General features: G+C 73.7%; 13 protein-coding genes and 1 rRNA gene. 8 read left to right on the top strand and 6 right to left on the bottom strand.

Going from position 1 to position 21,277, the window contains the following annotated elements; genetic code table 11:
* Positions 1–76: ribosomal RNA gene (rrf, locus tag ACTMS0_RS23320) — 5S ribosomal RNA — on the top strand; the annotation flags it as partial.
* Positions 77–635: 559 nt separating this feature from the next.
* On the opposite strand, the gene ACTMS0_RS23315 is transcribed toward rrf, so the two are convergent.
* A complete protein-coding gene (locus ACTMS0_RS23315) occupies positions 636–2,450 on the bottom strand; it encodes a VanW family protein (RefSeq protein WP_441157379.1) in 1,815 nt (604 codons plus the stop codon).
* Positions 2,451–2,612: 162 nt separating this feature from the next.
* Here ACTMS0_RS23315 and nudC point away from each other — a divergent pair, with 162 nt between their 5' ends.
* Positions 2,613–3,530 carry an NAD(+) diphosphatase gene (nudC, locus tag ACTMS0_RS23310; protein WP_441157378.1) on the top strand — a complete coding sequence of 306 codons (918 nt, stop codon included), beginning with the start codon at positions 2,613–2,615 and terminating at the stop codon, positions 3,528–3,530.
* Between the two features lie 10 nt (positions 3,531–3,540).
* Here the strand turns inward: nudC and ACTMS0_RS23305 are convergent, their stop codons facing one another.
* The gene (locus tag ACTMS0_RS23305) at positions 3,541–4,842 is read right to left on the bottom strand and encodes a polysaccharide biosynthesis protein (RefSeq protein ID WP_441157377.1); all 1,302 of its coding nucleotides are present in this window, start codon (positions 4,840–4,842) and stop codon (positions 3,541–3,543) included.
* Positions 4,809–9,110, bottom strand: coding sequence for an alpha-(1->3)-arabinofuranosyltransferase (locus tag ACTMS0_RS23300; RefSeq protein ID WP_441157376.1), 4,302 nt, complete (start codon positions 9,108–9,110; stop codon positions 4,809–4,811). The genes ACTMS0_RS23305 and ACTMS0_RS23300 overlap by 34 nt, the downstream gene beginning before the upstream one ends.
* 166 nt (positions 9,111–9,276) lie before the next feature.
* On the opposite strand from ACTMS0_RS23300, the gene ACTMS0_RS23295 reads away from it, so the two are divergent.
* From ACTMS0_RS23295 to ACTMS0_RS23285, 3 genes are read left to right on the top strand one after another with little or no spacing between them, the layout of a single operon-like run.
* Complete coding sequence (locus ACTMS0_RS23295) at positions 9,277–11,154, top strand: hypothetical protein (protein WP_441157385.1); 1,878 nt, start codon at positions 9,277–9,279, stop codon at positions 11,152–11,154.
* Between the two features lie 11 nt (positions 11,155–11,165).
* Positions 11,166–12,845 carry a hypothetical protein gene (locus ACTMS0_RS23290; protein ID WP_441157375.1) on the top strand — a complete coding sequence of 560 codons (1,680 nt, stop codon included), beginning with the start codon at positions 11,166–11,168 and terminating at the stop codon, positions 12,843–12,845.
* 35 nt (positions 12,846–12,880) lie between these two features.
* A complete protein-coding gene (locus ACTMS0_RS23285) occupies positions 12,881–13,075 on the top strand; it encodes a hypothetical protein (protein ID WP_441157374.1) in 195 nt (64 codons plus the stop codon).
* Here ACTMS0_RS23285 and ACTMS0_RS23280 read toward each other — a convergent pair.
* Both ACTMS0_RS23280 and ACTMS0_RS23275 read right to left on the bottom strand, forming a co-directional pair.
* Positions 13,060–14,256 (bottom strand): glycosyltransferase family 4 protein, encoded by a 1,197-nt coding sequence (locus tag ACTMS0_RS23280; RefSeq protein WP_441157373.1) that lies wholly within the window; start codon positions 14,254–14,256, stop codon positions 13,060–13,062. The two genes, ACTMS0_RS23285 and ACTMS0_RS23280, sit on opposite strands and share 16 nt — an antisense overlap.
* A gap of 92 nt (positions 14,257–14,348) precedes the next feature.
* Entirely contained in the window at positions 14,349–15,557 is a 1,209-nt protein-coding gene (locus ACTMS0_RS23275; protein WP_441157372.1) for an acyltransferase family protein, read from the bottom strand.
* Between the two features lie 111 nt (positions 15,558–15,668).
* Between ACTMS0_RS23275 and ACTMS0_RS23270 the strand changes: the two genes are divergently transcribed.
* From ACTMS0_RS23270 to ACTMS0_RS23260, 3 genes are all read left to right on the top strand, one after another.
* Complete coding sequence (locus tag ACTMS0_RS23270) at positions 15,669–16,868, top strand: DUF3068 domain-containing protein (RefSeq protein WP_441157371.1); 1,200 nt, start codon at positions 15,669–15,671, stop codon at positions 16,866–16,868.
* Positions 16,869–17,257: 389 nt separating this feature from the next.
* The gene (locus ACTMS0_RS23265; RefSeq protein ID WP_441157370.1) at positions 17,258–17,869 is read left to right on the top strand and encodes a DUF6230 family protein; all 612 of its coding nucleotides are present in this window, start codon (positions 17,258–17,260) and stop codon (positions 17,867–17,869) included.
* 80 nt (positions 17,870–17,949) lie between these two features.
* Entirely contained in the window at positions 17,950–19,491 is a 1,542-nt protein-coding gene (locus ACTMS0_RS23260) for a DUF6114 domain-containing protein (RefSeq protein WP_441157369.1), read from the top strand.
* A 65-nt stretch (positions 19,492–19,556) separates the two neighbouring features.
* Here ACTMS0_RS23260 and ACTMS0_RS23255 read toward each other — a convergent pair whose 3' ends face one another.
* A complete protein-coding gene (locus ACTMS0_RS23255) occupies positions 19,557–21,227 on the bottom strand; it encodes a DUF885 domain-containing protein (protein WP_441157368.1) in 1,671 nt (556 codons plus the stop codon).
* Positions 21,228–21,277 lie beyond the last annotated feature (50 nt).

The raw sequence follows: 21,277 nt of genomic DNA, 5'->3' as shown, positions 1-21,277 counted from the left end.
GAACCCGGAAGCTAAGCCCTCCAGCGCCGATGGTACTGCACTCGGGAGGGTGTGGGAGAGTAGGACACCGCCGGACATCCTTTCCGTTCAGGGCCACCCCGCCAAAGGGGTGGCCCTGAACGCGTTTCCACCCCCGAAACAAGCGCCTGCCGCAACGGCAAGGCCGACTCGATGCCGCTGTCATTGCGCCATCAGCCTGCCGCGGTCACCCCGATGCCGCCGGCATCGAGACGACCACGACCGCCGCCCGGCGCCGGACCACACCTCGAACAGCGGGGCCGATGGCGCACCGGGCACCGGGGATGTTGGCCGGCTTCGTGGCCGCTACCGACACGACCGCCGCCGTCACTCTGCCGGGCGGGCTCTCAGGCGTGCAGCCCCACCACCGGTCCGCAGAGCTGTAGCGAGCGCTTGGACCCGCTTCGCGAGATCTTGGAAGATTTCGGCCCCTCTGGGGGCCATTTCGTTCCAAGATCTCGGGTTGCGGCGGATCCAGCGGCTCCGCCGCCGTAGGAGGCGGGATGGTCGCGTGGTGGAGGGCGGGACGCGGTGTGCGTACTCCCCAAAGGTCCCAAAGGGGAGCCCCGCCGGCGAGGATGCCGGCGGGGCCCTGTGGAGCTGGTGTGGGACGGCGGTCAGGAGGGTTCGGGCGCGCAGATGAAGCGCGGCTCGGCGTCGTAGCGCCAGGTGAACTTCTCCCGCTTGACCACCTTGCCGTCCTTCCGGAACACCCGGAAGGCGTCCTGGGCGAAGCCGTCGCTGCCGACGGCGGCGATGCAGTCGGGGCCGGGCTCCAGGTAGACCGTCTTCGGCTTGGTGATGTTGCGGCGCGGGCTGTACTCGGTCTTCACGCTGTCCCAGATCTTCGTGCTCCAGATCGAGACGGTGATGGTGCTCGCCGTGTACGAGGTGTCGATCAGGACCCCGTGGTCGGTGTTGTTCCGGAACTTGAAGTCCAGGTCGGGGTAGAAGATGGTCGACTCGATGACGGCCGGGTAGCGGCTGAAGTAGAACGAGTGCGGCTTGTGCTCGACGTCCTGCAACCCGGCGTAGTAGGTGGCGTTGAACAGCGTCGTGGTGAACTGCGAGACGCCGCCGCCGACGCCGGGCACCAGCTTGCCGTTGAGGATGACCGGGGCGTCCTTGTAGCCCTGGGCGTAGCCGCGCTCCCCCGTGTGCCCGTTGAGCGAGAACGTCTCGCCGGGCAGGACGAGTGTGTTGTCGACGTCCTTGGCGGCGGTGATGATGTTCTGGCTGCGCGGCGACGAGAGCCCACCGGGGAATCTGGTGGTGAAGGTGGAGACCCGCTCCTTGACGCCCAGCCCGGCCAGCTTCTCCGCGGTCAGCTCCGGCTGCGCCGGCTTGAGCGTGCCGGTGACCTTGCGGCCGTCCGCCAGCGGCAGGACCGCGAGCAGGGCCTCCCCGAGCGTGCTGGTGTCGAGCTGCTGCCCGGCCTTGCCGTCGATGATCTTCGGCTTGCCGCCGGTGAGCGTCATGCGCGCGTCCTGCGGTGGCACCTCGACCTTGGCCAGGTCGTCGCCGAGCGCCGCGCGGAGCCGCTTGACGTCCACCCGCGCGCTCAGCTTGCCGGCGTCGTCGGTGCTGAACCGCAGGCTCCTCGCGATGGCCGCCGGCGGGATCGTCACCGAGCCCTTGTCCGTGGTCAGCGTGACCGGCGCGGCCACCGCGGGCTTCGCCAGCTCGGCCACCATCTTGTCGACTTCCTCGGCGGTGGTCGCCGGGTGCTTCTCGATCAGCGGGACGGTGACCGGCTGGTCGCTGAGCCAACCCTCCCGTACCGCCTGCGCCGAACGCTCCGGGTCGAGCGCGAGGCTGGGCTTCGGATGCACCGCCTTCGGCGTCAGCCCGCTCCAGGTGATCGCCGGCATGGTCATCTTGCGGCCCTGGTCGCCCACGATCTTCTTGAGTGCCGCGTCGAGGCGGGCCACGTCCACGGTCACCACCGGCTGCACCGAGCGGGACCCGACCAGCCGGTCGACCGCGTGCGCCTCCGCCTCCGCGGCGGCCGCCACGGTGGCGTCGACGTCGACCGCGAGCCCGACGTCGGCCGGGTTGATCTCGGCGGTGCGCTCGCCGACGCGTACGGGCAGCGGTGCGCCGAGCTCGGCCGCGCGTCGCTCCAGCTCGGCGCGGAGCTCGCGCGCGGCGTCCGCCCGGCTCCGGCCGCCGAGTTCGGCGCCGAGCACCGTCGTGCCGCGCGGCACGTCACCGGCGTACGCGTACGCGCCGACACCGCCCACGGAGGCGAGCACCACGGTCGCGAGCCCGGTCGCGAGCAGCATCCGGGTGCGGCGGGACCGCCCGCCACCCCGCCAACCGGCCGGCCCGGGGGGCCCCGACTCCTCGACCGGCCACTGCACCGCGGTCACCTGCACGGTGGGCCGGTCATCGGCGGGCGGAGTTCTTTCGCCGTACAGCGTCACAGTCACCTCGATCGGGGGCGTACCACACGAGCGGGTTTCCCGCCCGGAAGACAACTACGGTAACCAACGTGTCGGCACGGTGGCAGCCTGCGCCCCACCTGTCCCGGCGCCGCGTGTCGCGGGCCACCCGATTGTCGCTCACGGTGGCGGCCATGAAACGGTGTGGGCATGCGGGTGGACGACGCGGTCCTGGCGTACGGCGGAGGATGGGTGGACCGGGCGGGGGCGCTGCGGGCCGACCCGGAGCGGGTGGCGGCGTTGCTGGCCGGGCCCGGTACCCGGGTGCTGGCCCTCTGGCGGGACCACTGCCTGGTGGCCGGGGAGGCCCCGGTCCGGCTGGCCGGTGACCGGGCGGCGCAGGCGCGCGCCGTGGCGGACGAGGCCGTCTTCCTGGGCCTGGACGCCGGGGAGCCGGTCTTCGCGGTGGACCTGTCCGGGCTGACCGAGGACGCCGCCCGCGAGCTGGCCGGCGCGACCGGAGTCGCCGACGTGCGGACACTCGTCGGGGGGCTCACCCCCGCCGAGGCGGCCACCCAGGCGTACGCACGGGGCCTGCTGCACTGGCACCGGCAGCAGCGGTACTGCGGGACGTGCGGCGGGCCGACCGAGGCCCGGGAGGCCGGGCACGTCCGTCGCTGCGTCGCAGCGGACTGCGGCCGGCTGTTCTTCCCCCGGATCGAACCGGCGATCATCGTGCTGGTGGAGGCCCCCGGATCGCCGGGCCGGTGCCTCCTGGCCCGGCACGCCGGCGCGCCCGAGGGCGCGTACTCGACGCTGGCCGGCTTCGTCGAGGTGGGCGAGAGCCTGGAGGACGCGGTCCGGCGCGAGATGGCCGAGGAGGCCGGCGTGGTCGTGACGGACGTCGCGTACCAGGGCTCGCAGGCCTGGCCGTTCCCGGCCGGGCTGATGGTGGGGTTCCGGGCCACCGCGGCGTCCGAGGAGGTACGGGTGGACGGCCAGGAGCTGCTGGAGGCGCGCTGGTTCACCCGCGCCGAGCTGCGGGAGCGGTCGGCCGCCGGTCGGCCGCTCGGTCGGGTCGACTCGATCGACCACCACCTGCTGCACCGCTGGCTCGCCGAGGGCTGATCCGGGCACGTCAGCCCTGGTCGTGCGCGTAGGGAGGGGTCGGAGCCGGCTGCTCGGCGCGGGACGAAGGGGACAGCCGCGCGCGGACGGCCATCGCGAGCGTCATGACGACGGCGGTGCCGAGGGCGCACCAGAGCAGGCCGGCCACCGTGCGCGGCGCGACCGACACCGCGGCGACCACCAGGACGACGCTCCCTACCCACAGGGGCGCGGCGGGCCAGCGGACCCCGGCCGCGACCGCGGCGTTCAGCAGGACGAACACGACCGCATAGAGCGCCCCGACGGCGGCGAAGAGCGGCGCGTACGCGCCGAGGTGGGTGTAGTCCGGGCCGCCGGCGAGCCGGAACGCCAGACCCCCGGCGTACGCCGAGGCGAGCACCAGCAGCAGCCCGCAACCGCCGGTGACGGCGAGTGCGACCGTCCGGCTGCGCCGGTCGCCCCGGGCCAGCCGGGGCAGTGCGAGCACGGTCGCCACCTGTGGCGCCCAGAGCGCACCCTTCGTGAGCACCGTCCCCACCGCGTACCCGCCCGACTCGTCGGCCGACAGCAGCTGACGGGCGAGGAGCAGGTCCGCGTACGAGACGACGAGCATGGCGAGCGTCGCGCCGCAGCCGGTGAGGATCCGGCCGGCGCCGAGCGGCGGGGCCGCCGGTGCGGCCGGCGCGCTGGTCGGCCGGGCCAGCACGGCGAGCGCGAGCGGGGTGAGGACGGCGGACACCGCGCCGAGCAGCAACGACCCGGTCAGCCCGAGGCCCAGGAGCAGGCCGACGAGTACGCCCCCGTACCGGCCGACGGCCAGCAGGACCATGCCGACGGCGAGCCGGACGAACCGCTGCCCGCCCTGGAGTTCCCCGAGGGGACGGCAGGAGAGCACGATGGCCGCCGTGGTGATCGCGGACAGGACCGGAACCTCGACCGGGAGACGCAGGGAGGTGGTGAGCAGTGGAGTGGCCGCGACCAGCGCCCCCGCGCAGAGCGTGGCGGTCACCAGGGCGGCCCGGCGGGTGGCCGAGGGGCCGTGCCGGGCGTGGTGCACCGCGACGGCGAGCTGCAGGCCGAATCCCGGCACGCTCGCGATGGCGATCAGGCCGAGGGCCGTGGCGAGGGCGCTGAGGTCGGCCGCGCCGAGCTGCCGGGCGGCCAGGACCGGTGCCACGTAGGCGAGACCGTTCCCCAGGATCCCGGCGGCGGTGACGGCGAGGCCGGCCGTGCCCAGCGCCCGCACGGCGGCGACCACCGCCCGCGGCCGTGTCACGTCGGCACCGTCCGCGGGCCGGCTCACGTGATCGCCGAGAGGTCGGAGTCGCGCCATTCGGTGGTCCCCGGATGGCGCTGCCGCGGCGGGGCGGGCGGCGCCGCCGATCCGGCCGGACGTGGAGGCGTGCGCCGTACGGGGCGGCGTCGCACGGTCGTCGACAGCCAGAGGCAGCCGAGGGCGAGGAGCGCGAGCAGTTGCGGGAGGGCTGCGGTGTGGCGCTGCCCGGAGTCGACGTACGCCCAGCCCGCCAGGACGAGGAGGGCGGCCGGAAGCCACGTCTCCGCGATCCGGGTGACGGTCCGGACCCGGCGTGGATCCGCCGACCGGGGCAGCGGGATCGAGCCGGGTACGGCCAGCAGGACACCGGCGGCGACGAGCAGGCCGCCGACGAGGCCGCCGAGCATCACCAGCGCGACGGCGCCGACGGCCAGCAGCGGGACGGACCGGGCCGCCCGGCGTCGGACCGGGCGGGCCGGCGCGCGGCCGCCCCGGCGGCGGTCGGGGAGCACCGCCAGGAGCACGACCGACAGGAGCAGGACACCACCGGCCAGCAGGCCCACCCGGTACGGGCCGTCCGGCGCGAAGCGCAGGACGACCTCACCGGAGACGCCCGCGGGCAGCAGCCAGCCCTGCTGCCAGCCGTCGACGACGACCGGCCGCAGCGGCTTGCCCGCCACGGTGGCCTCCCAGCCGAGGTTGGTGTTCTCCCGGACGGCGAGGACGCGGTCGGCGGCGTGCTGGCCGACGCGTACCCGCCGCTCGGTGGCCTCCCACGAGGAGACCTGGACGGCGGTCGACGTCGCCGCGCCGGCGGTCCGGGTCGCCTGCGGCACCAGGGCGACCCGGGTGGGTGCGGCCAGGCGGCTGGCCGAGGCGACGAGGCGCTGGTCGCCCTCGGCGAGCCGGATCTGCCGGGGCGTGCCACGGCCGCACGGCTCCGCCGGCACCTCGCGCAGTTCCAGCAGGTCCCGCAGGCTGGCCCGGAGCGCGGTGGCGACGCGGGCTCCGCCGGCCTCCACCGTCGGTCCGGTGCCGCAGGCGAGCCGGACGGCCGCGTCCAGCTTGGGCCGCACGGTGGGTGCCGCCGGCAGGATGGCGATCTCACCGACCGCGACCGGCAGTGGCTCCGGGGCGCGCAAACCGTACGGGTCGCTGCTGTAGACGGAGGGCTTGTCGAGGAACTGGATGGTGATCTCGTCGGTCCGCATCGGCGGATCCATGGTGAGGAAGCCGCCGGTGCCCAGCAGCCCACCCCGGACGCCGTCGTCGCCGACCACCCGGACGCTGCCCACCTTCGTGGCGGCCGTGTTGGCGGGAAGCGAGAACCGCAGACCCGTGATGAGCTGCGGCCGGAGCCACTTCAGACGCAGGATCGGGGCCTCGTCGGTGATGGCGGGGGACCAGGCGGTCGCCGGATTCCCGTCGAGCACGGCGCCCGGTCGGGCGGCCGGGTCGGGCACGGCCGTGGAGGAGGCGGTCACCGTGGGCGCGAGCCGCAGCGCCTGAGCCGCGGCGACCTCCTCGTCGAGGGCCGCGTTCAGCGTGTCACCCGGCGTCGGGCGCGCCCAGATCCGGGGGGCGTACGTGCCGGCGGCCGGCAGGGTCGCCGTGCGGTCGATGGTCCGGCCGTCCTCGGAACCCCGGGCGGCGTCGGTCGAGCAGCGGGGCCGGCCGTCGACGAAGAAGCAGGCCGGCGTGGTCGGCGCTGCCGAGACGACCAGCGCCGCCGGTCGGTCGGTGGCGGGGGCGGCCGGCAGCGCCAGGGTGCGGCTGGTGCGGATGCCGGGAATCTCGACCTCGGCGATGCCGACGGCGCCGCCGCCGCGGCCCGTCCCGATGGTGCCGTCGATGGCGATGCGGACGTCCCGGGTGGCGTGGACGCCGGGCAGGGCGAACGTCATGCTGTCGCCGAACGACTCGACGGACAGCGCCTCGAAGCCGGCCGTCACGGTCACCTTCGTCGGCACGGTGTCGGCGGTCAGGTCGAAGCGGACGCGCACCTCGGTGACCCGGGTCGGGTTGGCGAGGTTGATCTGGAGCCACTGCCCGGTGCCGCCGGCGTCCGGGTCGGACTGCCAGGACGTCGTGACGTCCCCGTCGATCGCCGCGTACGGCTGGTGTTCGGGCCGGGCGCCGCCGCGTACCCCCACCTGGGAGCGGGCGGAGGACGCCTGGACCGCGTCGATGCCCTCGAAGCGCGCGACCGTGCTCTGCTCGGCGCCCCACTCCGGCAGGTAGTCGTGGGCCGGCGCCGGCACGTCGTAGGTGTCGGCGGCGGTGAGGGTCGCGGACGTGTTGTCGCGCAGCCGGCCGAACGACACGTCCCGCTTGCGGAGCCCGTCGGTGAGGGTGACCGCACCGGGCGGCCCGCCCTCGGGCAGGTCACCGGCGAGGATGGTGGGCGCCGCGGAGAGTTGCCCGGCCGCGGCGAGGTCGAGAAGCGATTCGGGCCCGCCCACCACCGTCGTGACGTCCGCGCTGTCGTACGCGACGACCCGCTCGACGGGGCGATCGACCCGGTACATCTCGAGGGCCCGCACCGGAGCGTCGAGGCCCTGGTCGCGGTGCGTGCCCTCGGGTGGGCCGCCGCGTACCGGCCCGAAGGTCGCGACCCGGGTCAGGCCGGACGACCGTTCCAGCGCCTGGCGGACGACCAGCGGGCGCGCCGTGTCCGAGCGGCCGTGGTCGAGGTCGGCGCGGAACAGGACGTGACTGACGCCCGAGCGGGCGAGCAGGTCGGCGAGCCCGGCCGAGCCCGCGCCGGTGGCCAACGCGGACTCGATCGCGTCGAGCAGCCGGATCGTGGTCGGCGGGGTGAACGGGATGGCGTTACGGACCGCCCAGGGGCCGTCCAGCAGCGGTTGGGTGATCTCGTCGGTGGTGTTGCCCCAGTCGTAGGAGGGGAAGCGGGCACCGGGGACGACGAGCACCCGCCCGCCGTCGCTGTTCGCGTCCAGCCAGTCGGCGGCTTCCTGCCAGTAGCCGGGGACGTCGCGGACGCTGCCGGGGGTCGAGAGCCCGCCGGCGAGCGCCGGTGAGGCCACGCCGGCGACGGCCGCCATCGCCACCCCCGCGGTCAGCCACGCGCGTGCCGCCGTCCGGCGACGTCGACGTGCGGGCGCGGTCCGCGCGGCGCGCACCGTCAGGCCGATCAGGTGCGCCACGCCGAGCGCCAGCGGCAGGCGCAGCAGGACGTCGAACTTGTGCACGTTGCGCAGTGGTGCGCCGGCCGCGTCGAGGAACTGGCGCTGCGGCTCGGCGAAGGCGTTCGGCAGGTCGCCGAGGTGGCCGAGGCCGACCATGGCCGCCCCGAGCACCAGGCCGGTGACGAGGAACCGGCGGTGGGGCATCCCGCGCCGGGACAGCCCCAGCACGCCCAGGCCGGCGACCACCAGGGTGGCGACGATGAGCAGCGCCTCGGTGGCGAGTCGGGCTCCGGCCGGGATCGTCGGCCCGAACGGGTTGCCCAGGTACGCCACCCAGTACGAGGTGCCCCGCAGGACCGTGACCGTGTCCGTGACGCTGGTGGTGAAGCGGGCGGTCTCGATGTAGTCGAGGAACGGCGGGCTGTACCGGCCGAGGGTGAGCAGCGGCACCAGCCACCACGCGGTGGCCAGGACGACCGCACCGCACCAGGCGGCGAGCGCGGTGAGCCGGAGGCGTACCGGCCGCAGTGTGGCCAGCCAGAGCACGGCGAGCGGGACGACCGCGAACACCGCAGTCGCGTTGACCCCACCGGCGCAGGCGACGGCGAACGCGGATCCGGCGACGGCGCGTCGCAGCGGGGCTCCCCGGGCCAGGCCCACCAGGGGGATCAGCACCCACGGCGCGACCGCGCTGGGCCAGGCCTCCACGGACGACCAGCCGAGCTGGGTCAGGATGCGGGGCGAGAGCGCGAACGCGACACCGGCGATCATGCGGCCGGCGGGCGTGCCGATGCCGAGCCGGCCGGCCAACCGGACCGCGCCCAGGTACGCGACGCAGAACAGCAGCGCCCACCACAGCCGCTGGACCACCCACGGGGCCAGGCCGAGCTCCGAGCCGACGAGGAAGAACGGTCCCATCGGCCAGAGGTATCCGTACGCCTGGTTCTGGAGTTGGCCGAACGTACCGTCGGGATCCCACAGGTGCAGCGAGCGGAGCAGCCAGCCGGCGGGATTGACGTTGAGGTCGACCTTGGTGTCCGGCACGATCAGGCCGGGAGCCTGCTGGAAGGCGAGCGCGGAGAGCGCGATGCAGATGGTCAGGTGCCGGAAGCGCCGAGCGTTACGCCGTGTCCGGCTCAGCCCCGGATCGGTGCCATCTGTCACCTCTGCACGCATCTCGGCTCCTGTCTCCGCCGTCCTGACGCGCCGCCCATGCCTGGCGGTGTCGCGAGAGGGTAGCCGGACAACGTACCGGGCGGCGACCTGGGGCGCTGGGGTGGCGTATCGGGAGAACGGCGGTCCCCACGGCGTGTAAGCGTGTGGCAGGCTGCCGACCATGTCAATGCCAGAAGCTGAGGCCGTGACGCGTCCGGAACCGGCCGCGCCGGCCGGCGGTGGACGCTGGTCGCCTGGGCGGTGGCTCCGCGCCGACCGCGTCCGTGCCGTCGCGGTCGCCCTGATCGTCGTCGCCGTGGCGTGGCGGGCGGGGCTCGCCACCCGTGGATGGTTCTCCCAGGACGAGTTCGTGATCGCCGCCCGGGCCATTGACACGCAACTGACACCGGACTTCCTCCTCCAGACCTTCAACAACCACCTGATGCCGGGCGGCCTGCTGGCGGCGTGGCTGATGGTCCGGGCGGCCGGATTCACCGTCTGGCCGTGGGTGGCGCTCCTGGCCGTCGGCCAGGCCGCGGTCAGCATCGCCTTCTACCGGTTGCTGCGCGACCTGCTGCGTCCCGGCTGGGGCCTGCTGATCCCGCTGTGCATGTTCCTGTTCAGCCCGCTGACGCTGGAGGTCTCCTCGCTCTGGCTGGTGGGACTGCTGCTGCTGCCCGTGCAGCTGGCGATGGTGCTCGCCATCAAGGCCCACGTGCGGTACGTGCGGACGGGGCGGAAGCGGCACCTGGTCACCGTCGCGCTGTGGCTGGTCTTCGGCCTGCTGTTCGACACCAAGGCGCTGCTGATCGCGCCGCTGCTGTTCCTGCTGACGCTCTTCCTGTTCACGTCGGGCGGGGCGGGGCGGGCCCTGGTGCAGACCGTCCGCCGGCACTGGCCGGCCTGGCTGATCCTGGCTGTGCTCTCGGGGGGCTACCTGGCGTTCTACCTGTCCCGACCGGCCGGGGAACTGATCGGCCCGCAGTCGGTCGGCGAGGTCCTCGGGTTCCTCGGGGACCTGATCGGGGAGACGCTGATCCCCGGGCTGCTGGGCGGCCCGTGGCGGTGGACGTACGCCGGCGACGGGCCGCCGCTCGTGGACCCGTACGACGTGGCGAAGTGGTTGTCCTGGGCGGCGCTGCTCGCGGTGGTGGTCGTGACCGTGCGGCGGCGCCCGTCGGCCGGTCGGGCGTGGCTGCTCCTGCTGTCGTACGTCGCGATGGTCTCGGCGCTGTTCGCCGCCACCCGCCTGGGCGACGTGCTCAGCCCGCTCGCCGGTCTGGTGCCCCGGTACGTCGCCGACGTGGTGGTGGTCGCCGCGATCTGCGTGGGAGCGGCCCTGCTCGGCCGCGCCGACGCGGAGGAGGCCGACGTCAGCGCCTGGCCGGTGCCGACCGTGCTGCGCGAGCCCGGCGCGTTCGCCGTCGGGCTGGTCGCGATGATCGCCGTGCTGGTGACGATCGGGGTCGGCACGCTCTGGACCACCGCCCGGTTCGGCGACAACTGGCGGACCAAGCACGGCCGCGAGTACCTGGCCACCGCCCAGGAGGAACTGGCGGCGGCCCCGCCGGGGACGGTCTTCCTGGACGGTCTCGTGCCCGACCGGGTGGTCGCCGGGTACTTCTGGCCGGACAACCGGCAGTCGCACTTCTTCCGCCCGGCGGAGCGCCGACCGGTGTTCGTGACGGAGGCGCAACGGCCGTCGATGTTCGACGACGCCGGCCGGATCCGGCCCGCCGCCGTCCAGGGCCGGAAGATCGTGCCCGGTGGCGTGCCCGACTGCGGGCACCTGGTCACGGGTGGGCGCACCACCCGGATCCCGCTGGACGGGCCGCTGGAGGAGTGGCCGTACGTGGTCTACTTCGGCTATCTCAGCTCCGGGGACTCCACGGCGACGTTCCGGCTGGGTGAGGCGAAGCGGGAGATCAACCTCCGGCGCGGCCTCAACGAGGTCTACTTCAACCTCGAGGGGGCGGGGGACGCCGTCCAGGTCACGGTGGACGATCCGAACGTCGGGGTCTGCACCAACGTGATCACCATCGGAAGGCTGGTGCCGGCCTCCTGAGTCCCGATCCCATGCCCCCCACCGTCCGGAGCCGCCCGGCGTCGCTGTACGTCGTCGCCGCCGTCGTCAGCGCGCTGGTCCTCGCCCCGCTGGCGCTGCCCGGCTACGTGCTGCTGTACGACATGGTGTTCGTGCCCCGGCAGCCGCTGAGCTGGGACCTGGTCGCGCCGGCGCAGAGCCTGCCGCGCGCGGTGCCGATGGACGCGGTGGTCTCCGTCGCCACCCAGCTCCTGCCGGGCTGGCTCCTCCAGCGGCTGGCGCTCGTCGCGGCGGTGTTCCTGGCCGCCGTCGGGGCCGGTCGCCTGGTGCCGACGGAGCGGCGCGCGGTGCGGCTGCTCGCCGCGGTCGGGTACGCGTGGACGCCGTACCTCGCCGAACGGTTGCTGATCGGGCAGTGGGGGCTGCTCGTCGCGTACGCCGCCCTGCCCTGGATCGTGCGCGCGGCGCTCCAGGTACGGGCGGGCGTGCCGGGCGCGGCGCCCCGGCTGGTGCTCGTCGCGGCGCCCGCCGCGATCACCCCGACCGGCGGTCTGCTCGCGTTCGGCACGGTGGCCCTGCTGGTCGTGGGGCGGGAGCGGAAGCGGGTGTCGGCGCTCGTGGTGGGAGCCGTCGCACTCCTCAACGCCCCCTGGATCGTGGCGGCGGCGGTCACCGGGGCCGGCGGTTCCTCCGACCCGGCCGGTGTGGCGGCCTTCGCCGCCCGCGCGGAGAACTGGGCCGGCCCCTTGGTCGCGCTGGCCGGCACCGGTGGCATCTGGAGCGCCCAGGCCACGCCCGGCAGCCGGTCCGCGCCGCTGGTGCCGCTGGTGACGCTGGTGCTGCTGGCGCTCGCGGCGGCCGGTGCCGGCCTGCTGCGGCGGCGACTGCCGGCGGGCACGGCCGGGCGGCTGGCGGTCCTGGCCACCGGGGGCTTCCTGCTCGCCGCGCTCGGCGTGCTCCCCGGCGGGGCCGCGCTGCTGCGGTGGGCGGTGGTGGAGGTGCCGGGCGCCGGGCTGCTGCGCGACGGACAGAAGTTCCTCGCCCCGTACGCGCTGCTGCTGGTGCTCTGCGTCGCGCTGGGCGCCGAGCGCCTGGCGGCACGGGCCGACCGGGAGGTGGCCGGGCTGGTCCTGGTCGGGCTGCTGCTCCTGCCGGTCGCCGCCATGCCGGACCTCGCCTTCGGTGGCGCGGGTCGGCTGCGTCCGGTCGACTATCCGGCGGACTGGCGGGTGGTGGCCGGACGGGTGGCCGGTGAGCAGGGGGAGATCCTGGCGCTGCCGCTGTCCGCGTACCGGGCGTACCCGTGGAACCCGGATCGGGTCGTGTTGGACCCGCTGCCCCGCTACCTGCCCGGGACCGTGCTCACCGACGACACGCTGCGGGTCGGCACCCTCGAGGTGGCCGGGGAGAACCCGCGCGTCCGGGAGGTCCGCCGCCTGCTGCGGGAGGGCCGGCCGGTGTCCGCGACCGGGGTGCGCTGGGTGGTCGTCCAGCACGGCTCGGCGGGCCGGGTGGACCCGGCGGCCCTCGCCGGCCTCCAGGTCGTCCACGACGGTCCCTTCCTCACGCTGTACCGCAATCCGAAGGCAGGGGCCCGTCCGGCGCCCGTCCGACCGGCGCGGTGGGCGGTCGTCGCGGCGTTGACGGCTGCCGTCCTGGTGGTCCTCGGTGCGGCACTTTTGGCGCTACGCCGGAGGCCTACCGCGTGGTAACGTCCGCTCGCACGTCTCGCCATAGGAGGATTGGCATGCGTAAAGCCCTCACCCTGCTCGTCTCGGGCCTGGTCGCGGCGTTGCTCGGTGTCCTGGCCCTCGGGGGTATCGCGGCAGCCGCCACCACCACCGACGTCGAGGCGGCCCAAGAGGCCAAGAGCGTCCGTGAGGCGGCCCAGCGGGCCGGCAAGAAGGATCCGTACGCCCCGACGGTCTACGGCATCAGGTAGGACGGTTCGCCCCGCCGGTGAACCCGGCGGGGCGCATCCTGCGCGGCCACGATGGCCGCGAAGCGCCCGCCCGCGGCCTCCCACGTGAACGACGCGGCGTGCTGCCGGGCCTGCGCGCCCATGGCCTCGCGGGTCTCGTGCTCCGAGAGCAGCATCCGCACCTTGGCCACGTAGTCGTCGATGTCGTCGGCGAGCAGGCCGGTGCGGCCGTCCACCACGGCCTCGGCGACGCCGCCCGCGTCCCGGAACGCGACCGTGGGGGTGCCCGCCGATCCCGCCTCCACGATGGTCAGCCCCCAGCCCTCCTTGAGCGACGGGGTCAGCGCCACCCACGCCGAGGCGAGCAGGGCGGCCTTCTCCTCCTCCGTGACGAAGCCCCGGAACTCCACCCGCTCGCTGATGCCCAGGTCGCCGGCGACCTCGTGCAGGTGTGGCTCCCACCAGCCCTGTCCGGCGACGACCAGCCGCAGCTGCGGCAGCTCGTCGGCGAGGGCCGCGACGGCGCGCAGCGCCACTTCGACGCGCTTGTGCGGGACCAGCCGGTTGAGCGTCACGAGCAGGGGGAACGGCGCCCGCTCGACGTCGGTGCGGGGAAGTGCCGGCGTGCCGTTGTGCACCACGGAGACCTGCTCCGGAGGCACGCCGAGGGTGGCCAGCTCGCGGCGGGTGGCTTCGGAGACGGTGACGTAGCGGCACCGGCGGTAGATCCGTACGGCGAACGACGACTCGACCCACCAGCCGAAGCGGGCGGCCCAGGGCGGCAGCACGACGGGCCACTGCTCGCGGTGGACGTGGTGGATCAGCTTGACCACCGGTCGCCGCGCCCACAGCGGTGCCAGGAACGGCAGGCCGTTGCAGACGTCCACGAGGATGTCCGGTCGGCCGCCCCGCCGCCGCGAGAGGGGGCCGAGGCCGAGGGCGCCGGCGACGTAGCAGAGCGCCGCCCACAGGTACACCGTGTGCCGACCGCCGCGCCGTACCAGGCGGACGCCGGCGTCGTTGACCTCGTCCGCGGGTGCCCGGTCGTGGGCGGCGCAGAACAGGCTGACGCGGAAGCCGCGGGCCACCAGCTCGGCGGCGATCCGCTCGACGTACACCTCGGAACCGCCGCCCTCGGGGTTGCGGGTGTCCCGCCAGTTGAGGAACAGCACGTGTCCGGGGGTGTCGGCGTAGTGCTCCACGCGAGTCCTACTCTCAAGTAATATTTCCGCGACGCGCGTCACACTAGGCGTTAACAGTCGGCGGCGGCAATGCCCAGATCTGGCGACGGTGCTCAGCGTGACGGGCCGACCGCAGGCAGCGGGGCGTCCGGCACAGGCGCGACCGGCCGGTGTCGGCGCTGCGTGCCGAGCAGCGTGATCGGGCGCTCGATGCCGTAGTAGCTGACCGCCGCGTAGGCCAGGCCGCCCGCCATGGTCAGGGCGAACGTGCTGACCAGGCCGCCGGTGAACAGGGGGCGGTCGTCCACGAGGTAGATCAGTTCGAGGACGAGCGGGTGCCAGAGGAACAACCCGTACGAGACCGCGCCGAGCCAGCGGGCGGGCGCGGCACCGAGGGCGGCCTGGGTCCGGGTCGGCCGGCCGAACGCCACCGGCACCAGGATCAGCACGCCGATGGCGAGGTACAGGGTGAGCTTGACGGCGAACTCCGCCACGGTCGGCTCGGCGAGGTCACGCGGGCCGGCCACCGGGGTCGTCGCGATCGCCAGCAGGCCGACCGCCGCCACCCAGCATGCGATCGGTGCGGCGGCCAGGTCGTCCAGCATCCGGAAGGCGGCCGGGGCGGTCCGGGTCTGCAGCGCGACGTGTGCCGCCGCCAGCGCCATGCCGGCACCGAACCAGGCCCCGTACGCGGGGAGCCAGGTCGTGTGCAGGCCGGTGTCGAGCCAGCCCGCGGCCATCCCGGCCAGCCAGGCCGCCGTCACGAGGACCCCGCCCGCCGCGATGAGCGTGGTGCGGACCGGTCGCCAGGTGCGGCCCACCGCCAGCGCGGCGACCAGCGGCAGGATCAGGTAGAACGCCACCTCGGTCGCGAGGCTCCAGGTCTGGCTGAGCCCGTGCCGGAGCTGGCCCCGCTCGTAGATCTGGGTGAAGGTGAAGTGGCGCAGCCAGTCCCCGGCCGACGCGGGCCGGTTCTGCGGGAGCACGATCAGGCAGACCGTCACCGCCAGCCAGTACGCGGGCAGGATCCGCAGCGCCCGGCGCCACAGGTACCGGCCGGCGCCGGGGCGCGTCCGGCCGGTGGCGGCGCTCAGCGCCCAGGGCCGGAACAGCAGGAACCCGGAGAGCACGAAGAAGATCGCGACGCCGACGTCCAACCGTGCCAGCCATCCACCCCACTGCTCGGTGGCGGTCGCGCCGGTGTGGAAACCGACGTGGTGGCCGACCACGGCGGCCGCACCGACCGCGCGGAGCGCGTCGAGGGCGGGAAGTCGGCCGCTGGCCGATGGCTCCGACGCAGGTGGCGCGGCGGCTGTGGACATCTGGACATCCAGGGGGTCGCTTTTGAGGGTGACCGGAGAGTAACCTCCCGCCATGTTAAGGATCGGGTGCCCCCGGCGACAGTCGTAGGGCGGCAGGTTGCGGGAGGATGAGTGAAGCTTCGTGTGGGCGCCGCGCTCTTTGGGCTGGGCGTCTTGTTGCTGGTTTTCGCGGCCGGGTTGCCGCTGTACGTGGCTCCAGCTGTGACCAAGCTCCCGTACGATCTCGAGCCGACCACGTCGGTCGCCGAGGCGAAGGACGCCCAGTTCCTGAAGATCACCAAGGTCGGGGATTCGGTCAGCGTCGACGTCCCACGGGCCACGCTGGTCTCCACGGTCGAGGTCATTCCGCAGCCCGAGGACACCAAGGACCGGCTGCCCAAGGAGCTCAAGGGCGACGCGGTGATCTGGAACGTCTACCAGACCGTCCGGCGCGCCGACAGCCAGGAGGTTGTCAGCCAGTACAGCACCGAGCTCTCCCTCCTCCGGGTGTCCGGTGCCGCGGCGCCGTGGAAGGAGCAGTGGCTCAACGAGAGCGGCGCCGAGCAGACCCCGGTGGGCAACGTGAGCTACTCCGGCCAGGTCTACAAGTTCCCGTTCGGCACCGGGAAGCGGGATTACCAGGTCTTCGACCGTGACCTCAAGCGGGCGCTGCCGGCGAAGTTCACCGGCACCGAGACCATCAAGGGCCTCGAGGCGTACCGGTTCGAGCAGCGCATCGAGAACCAGGTGCTGAACACGTCGGAGAGCAGCATCAAGACGCTGGTCGGCAAGTTCGCGCCGGGTGCCACCACCGGCCAGGTCGTCTACAGCAACACGCGGACCCTGTGGGTGGACCCGGTGACCGGCTCGTACGTCAAGGTGCGGGAGCAGCAGCACAAGGAGCTCCGCCCGGACACCGGCACGCCGACGGTGCTGCTGGACGCGGACTTCAACTCCACCGAAGAGACGATCAACAAGAGCGTCGAGACGGCGAAGGACAACCGGTTCAAGATCGCTCTGATCAGCCTGTGGGTGCCGATCGTGGCGGGCGTCCTCGGCCTGATCGCGCTGGTGGCGGGCATCCTGCTGGTGATGCGGGGCAACGGTGGGGGCGACGCTGCCCGGCACCGGGCCGGCGCCGCTCCGATCACCGACGACACCCGGGTCGACCAGGAGCCGGTGCGCGACGACGCGACGGCGGAGCAGCCGGCTGTCGGGCGCGAGGGCGGCCCGTTGAGCGACGAGATCCCGCCGGCCACGATTAACTGGAAGTCCGACGACCCGTCGGTGCCGGCGCAGCGTCCCGCGCCGGGCGAGGTCGAGCAGCGGTGACGCGGTCGGGCTGAGGCCCGGCACGGACGAGGGGTGGACCGTTCCGGTCCACCCCTCAGTGTTTGCCGCCTTACGCCACGTGCTCGTTACGGAATCGTAATCCGTCGATGTTTTGACTACCGACTGTCACTGCTGTGCCCGGGAATGTCGCGTTTGGAGTCGCTTGCGCTTTACAGAAAACGCCGCTCTGTCAACGTCGTGTGACGGGATCATGGCGCTGTGTCAGGCCCCTGTTACTGACAGGTAATCAGGGTCTTGTGACGCGGGCCTCAGGGGTGCACCATCACTGCACGTTCGTTACCCGCCGGTAACAGGTGACGCGGCCCGGTGCGGGGCCGGCACCCCCGCCGACCGGCCACCCCGCGCGCCATCACCCCGAGGAGGGCCCCGTGCAGGATCGGTTCGACAACCCGGGTCGTACCCGGTGGCGGCGTTTCGCCGCGCTCATGGTGCCGGCGACGGCTGTCGCCGGCGCGATCGTGTTCGGCATGTCCAACGGCGCCATCGCCGCGTCGTTCGCCGTCTCCGGTCAGACGTTCAAGGTCTCGGCGACCGAGCTCCGCGGCGACGGCTTCGTCCAGTACGGCGGGATCGCCGAGGAGCAGAACGGCACGCGGCACCCGGTGGCGGTCTCCGGCATCCGCGACGCCAAGCTCTACAACCTGTGCCAGTCGGTGAAGGTGCCCGGTGCCCCGGTGGTCCTGACGATCAACGCCGGCGACGGCGGCAAGCCGGCCACCGCGAGCGAGCTGCTGATCGACATGGACCTGCTCGAGGGTGACGCCGAGTTCAAGAACATCAACATCGGCCAGGACGCCTCCACCCTGACCGGCGGCCCGAAGGGCGCCACCGGCGAGAAGAAGTCCTTCGGCCAGCAGTCGGACACGGTGGTCATCAAGAACCTCCGCCAGGTGGCCCGCTCCACCCACGCCGGCACGTTCAACCTGACCGGGCTCAAGCTCAAGGTCAACGTCGGCGCGGACGCCAAGGAATGTTTCTGAGCTGACCACCGGGGCCCGCGGAGGGCACGCTCCGCGGGCCCCCTCCCTGCCCACGACCCCTCACCCGGCAGGAGGCGTACGTGACAACCGCCGAACCGCAGCACGTCCGGCCCGGTCGGCTCCGCGAGACCTGGCGCGGCTTCCGCCGGTGGCGCCGGGTCCGCCCGTTCTGGGGCGGCCTGCTCACCGTGCTGGCGGGCCTGGAGATCTTCGGGACCACCCAGATGTCGCTCGGCGGTCTCTCCTTCCAGATGGGACCCACCGGGTTCCTGTCCTGGCTGATCCCCACGATCCTGCTGACCTGCGGCCTGCTGATCTGGTTCAGCCCGCAGCAGCGGATCTTCTACGCCGTGGTGGCCGCGGTCACCGCGCTCTTCTCACTGATCGGGGTGAACCTCGGCGGCTTCTTCGTCGGGCTCCTGCTCGGCATGGTGGGCAGCGCCCTGGCCTTCGCCTGGACCCCGGATCGGCTCCCCACCACGACACCCGACGCCGATCCGGCGCCGGACACCGACCACACCGGCGAGCAGACCGCGCCGGTCGAACCGACGTCACGCCACCTCCGGGCGGTGCCCGCCGTCCCCGACCGGGACACGCCGACGCTCGTCGACGAGGCCGGGCCCGGCGGCGACCGGCTCCGGGCGGCACGGCCGGCGCCATCGGCGTACGAGCGCAGGCCCTACCCGCCGCCGGCCGGTCCGCCCGTGCCCGGGCCGCGCGATCCGCGGTTCCTCGCGGTGCTGCTCGGGCTGGTCGGGCTCTCCGCCACGGCGGCGCTCGCCGCGCCCGCCCCGGCGCGGGCGGCCGTACCGGCGGGGTGGGCGGTCGCGGGGGCTCCCGCCGCCTGCCCGACCCGGCCGGCGGCCACCGGCTCTGCGGCGCCGAGCCGGTCGGCGACGCCCCGCCCGAGCGGCTCCCCCTCGGCCAGTCCGAGCCCGGACGCCGACGAGGACGACGGCAACATCATCACCGACATCCTCGAGGGGATCGGCGACCTGTTCGGCGGTGGCGACGACGAGGACGAGGCGCCGTCCGCATCGGTGACGCCCTCCGTGACCGCGACCGGCAGTCCCTCCGCGACCGGCACGCCACGCCCCCGGCCCACCGCGTCCGGCTGCCCCACGGCCACGCCGACCCCCAGCGCGAGCGGCGACGTCGAGGTGGGCCAACCGTTGCCGCGCGTCGCCGTCGACCTTGGCCAACCGGTGGTGAACGCGGTCCCGTCGAAGCTGACGGGCTCCAAGGTCACCATGACGGGGCTGCGGTTCGCGGGGATCGTCGACCTGCCCACCAGCCAGGGCACGCTCAAGGCGCTGAAGTTCACGATGGCCCGGGCGGTCACCGACGACTTCCTGCTCCGCGTGCCCGGGCCGGCCGGGCGCACCATGCGCTTCGCCACCGGTCGGCTGACCGTGCAGGGGAACGTCGACTTCTACGCGACCCGCTTCGTGGGCCGGCTGCTCGGCATCACGATCACGTTGACGCCGGACCTGCCGCTCCCGGACGGCCTCCCGATCACGTCACCGATCCCGATCACCTTCACCGAGCCGGTGATGGATCTGGCGTTCGTCACCAGCGACACGTTGACCGCGAAGCCGCGGCTGCGGCTGACCCTCGACTGACCTGGTTCCACCACCCCCCGGGGTGCGGGGCCGGCGTCCCACCGGCCCCGCACCACACCTCCACCTCAGAGGCGGGCGAGCGCCTGGCGGAGCGGGTCCAGCCCGAGGGCGCCCAGGTCGAGCGCCTGCCGGTGGAACTCCTTCAGGTCGAAGTCGGCGCCCTTGCGGGCCTTCGCGTCCTCCCGGGCCTGCAACCAGATCCGCTCACCGACCTTGTACGACGGCGCCTGCCCCGGCCAGCCCAGGTAGCGGTTCAGCTCGAAGCGCAGGTTCTCGTCCGGCACCCGGCAGTGCGCCCGCATGAACTCCCAGCCCAGCTCCGGCGTCCACCGCTCGCCGGGGTGGAAGCCGAACGGGTTGTCGGCGGGGATCTCCAGCTCCAGGTGCATGCCGATGTCGACGATCACCCGGGCGGCCCGGAAGGCCTGGCCGTCGAGCATGCCGAGCTTGTCGCCCGCGTCCTCCAGGTAACCCAGCTCGTCCATCAGCCGCTCGGCGTACAGCGCCCAGCCCTCGCCGTGGCCGGAGACCCAGCAGAGCAGCCGCTGCCAACGGTTGAGCTTGTCGGCGCGGACCGCCGTCTGCGCGATCTGGAGGTGGTGGCCCGGCACACCCTCGTGGTAGACGGTGGTGACCTCGCGCCAGGTGGAGAAGTCGGTGATGCCCTGCGGCACCGCCCACCACATCCGGCCGGGGCGGGAGAAGTCCTCGCTCGGGCCGGTGTAGTAGATGGAACCGTCGCTCGTCGGAGCCAGGCAGCACTCGATCCGGCGTACCTGCTCGGGGATGTCGAAGTGGGTGCCGTGCAGTTCGCTGATCGCCTTGTCGGCGAGCGCCTGCATCCAGTCGCGGAACGCCTCCTTGCCCTGGATCGTGCGGGCCGGGTCCGCGTCGAGGGCGGTGACCGCCTCGTCGATGGTCGCGCCGGGCCCGACGATCCGCGCGGCCACCGTCCGCATGTCGGCCTCGAGCCGCGCCAGCTCCTCGAACCCCCAGGCGTACGTCTCGTCGAGGTCGACCTTCGCGCCGAGGAAGTACTGCGAGGCCAGCTCGTAGCGCTCCCGGCCGGCGGCCTGCCGCTCCCGGCCGAGCGGGGCCAGCTCGGTGCGGAGGAACTGGCCGAACTCGGCGGTCGCCGCGGTGGCGGCCGCCGCGCCGCGGCGCAGCTCGGCGCCGAGGGTGCCCTCCTCGCCGAGCCGCTCGACGAGCCCGTGGAAGAAGTTGTCGCCGTCCGGGTCGACCCAGATGTCGCACTGCTTCGCGACCTCCAGCAGCTGCGCCCGGGCGCTGACGTGCTCGGCCGCGGCCTCCTCGCGCAGCGTGGTCTTGTAGTCCTCCAGCGCGCCGGCGAAGCGGTTGAGGCGGGCCGCGATGTTCGCCCGTGCGTCCTCGCCGTCGGTCGGCATCAGGTCGAAGACCGAGCGGAGGTCGTGCAGGCCGCTGGTGATGACGCTGACCCCGTTGCCGACCTCTCCCGCCTCGTAGCGGGCGAGATCCAGACCGAGCCGCTCCTGCATGGCCTCCCGGGCGGTCCGCTCCGCCTCCGACTCGGGCTCGGTGACGTCGAGGTCGGCGAGGGTCCGGCGGGTCAGCTCGGCCCGGGCCGCGTACCCGCCGGGTGACAGGTCGTCGAGCTGGTCGTCGTAGCCGGCGATGCCGACGTAGGTGGCGCCGGTCGGGCTCAGCGCGGCCCAGTCCGCCACGTAGCGGTTGGCGATGTCATCGATTCGTCCCACGCTGCGACCCTACGTGACCCCAGGGCCCGGTTGTCGACCGTGTTTGCGGT

Source organism: Micromonospora sp. H33, from assembly GCF_052068455.1.
Classification (GTDB): domain Bacteria; phylum Actinomycetota; class Actinomycetes; order Mycobacteriales; family Micromonosporaceae; genus Micromonospora.
Note: the sequence above shows the minus strand (reverse complement) of the source record. Positions and strands in the feature narration are given on the sequence as shown.

Bases quoted from the DNA above. Each gene is read 5' to 3' on its own strand.
- nudC (WP_441157378.1), top strand. From the start codon at position 2,613: ATGCGGGTGGACGACGCGGTCCTGGCGTACGGCGGAGGATGGGTGGAC.
- ACTMS0_RS23305 (WP_441157377.1), bottom strand. From the start codon at position 4,842: ATGGCGCGACTCCGACCTCTCGGCGATCACGTGAGCCGGCCCGCGGAC.
- ACTMS0_RS23300 (WP_441157376.1), bottom strand. From the start codon at position 9,110: ATGCGTGCAGAGGTGACAGATGGCACCGATCCGGGGCTGAGCCGGACA.
- ACTMS0_RS23295 (WP_441157385.1), top strand. From the start codon at position 9,277: ATGCCAGAAGCTGAGGCCGTGACGCGTCCGGAACCGGCCGCGCCGGCC.
- ACTMS0_RS23290 (WP_441157375.1), top strand. From the start codon at position 11,166: ATGCCCCCCACCGTCCGGAGCCGCCCGGCGTCGCTGTACGTCGTCGCC.
- ACTMS0_RS23285 (WP_441157374.1), top strand. From the start codon at position 12,881: ATGCGTAAAGCCCTCACCCTGCTCGTCTCGGGCCTGGTCGCGGCGTTG.
- ACTMS0_RS23275 (WP_441157372.1), bottom strand. From the start codon at position 15,557: ATGTCCACAGCCGCCGCGCCACCTGCGTCGGAGCCATCGGCCAGCGGC.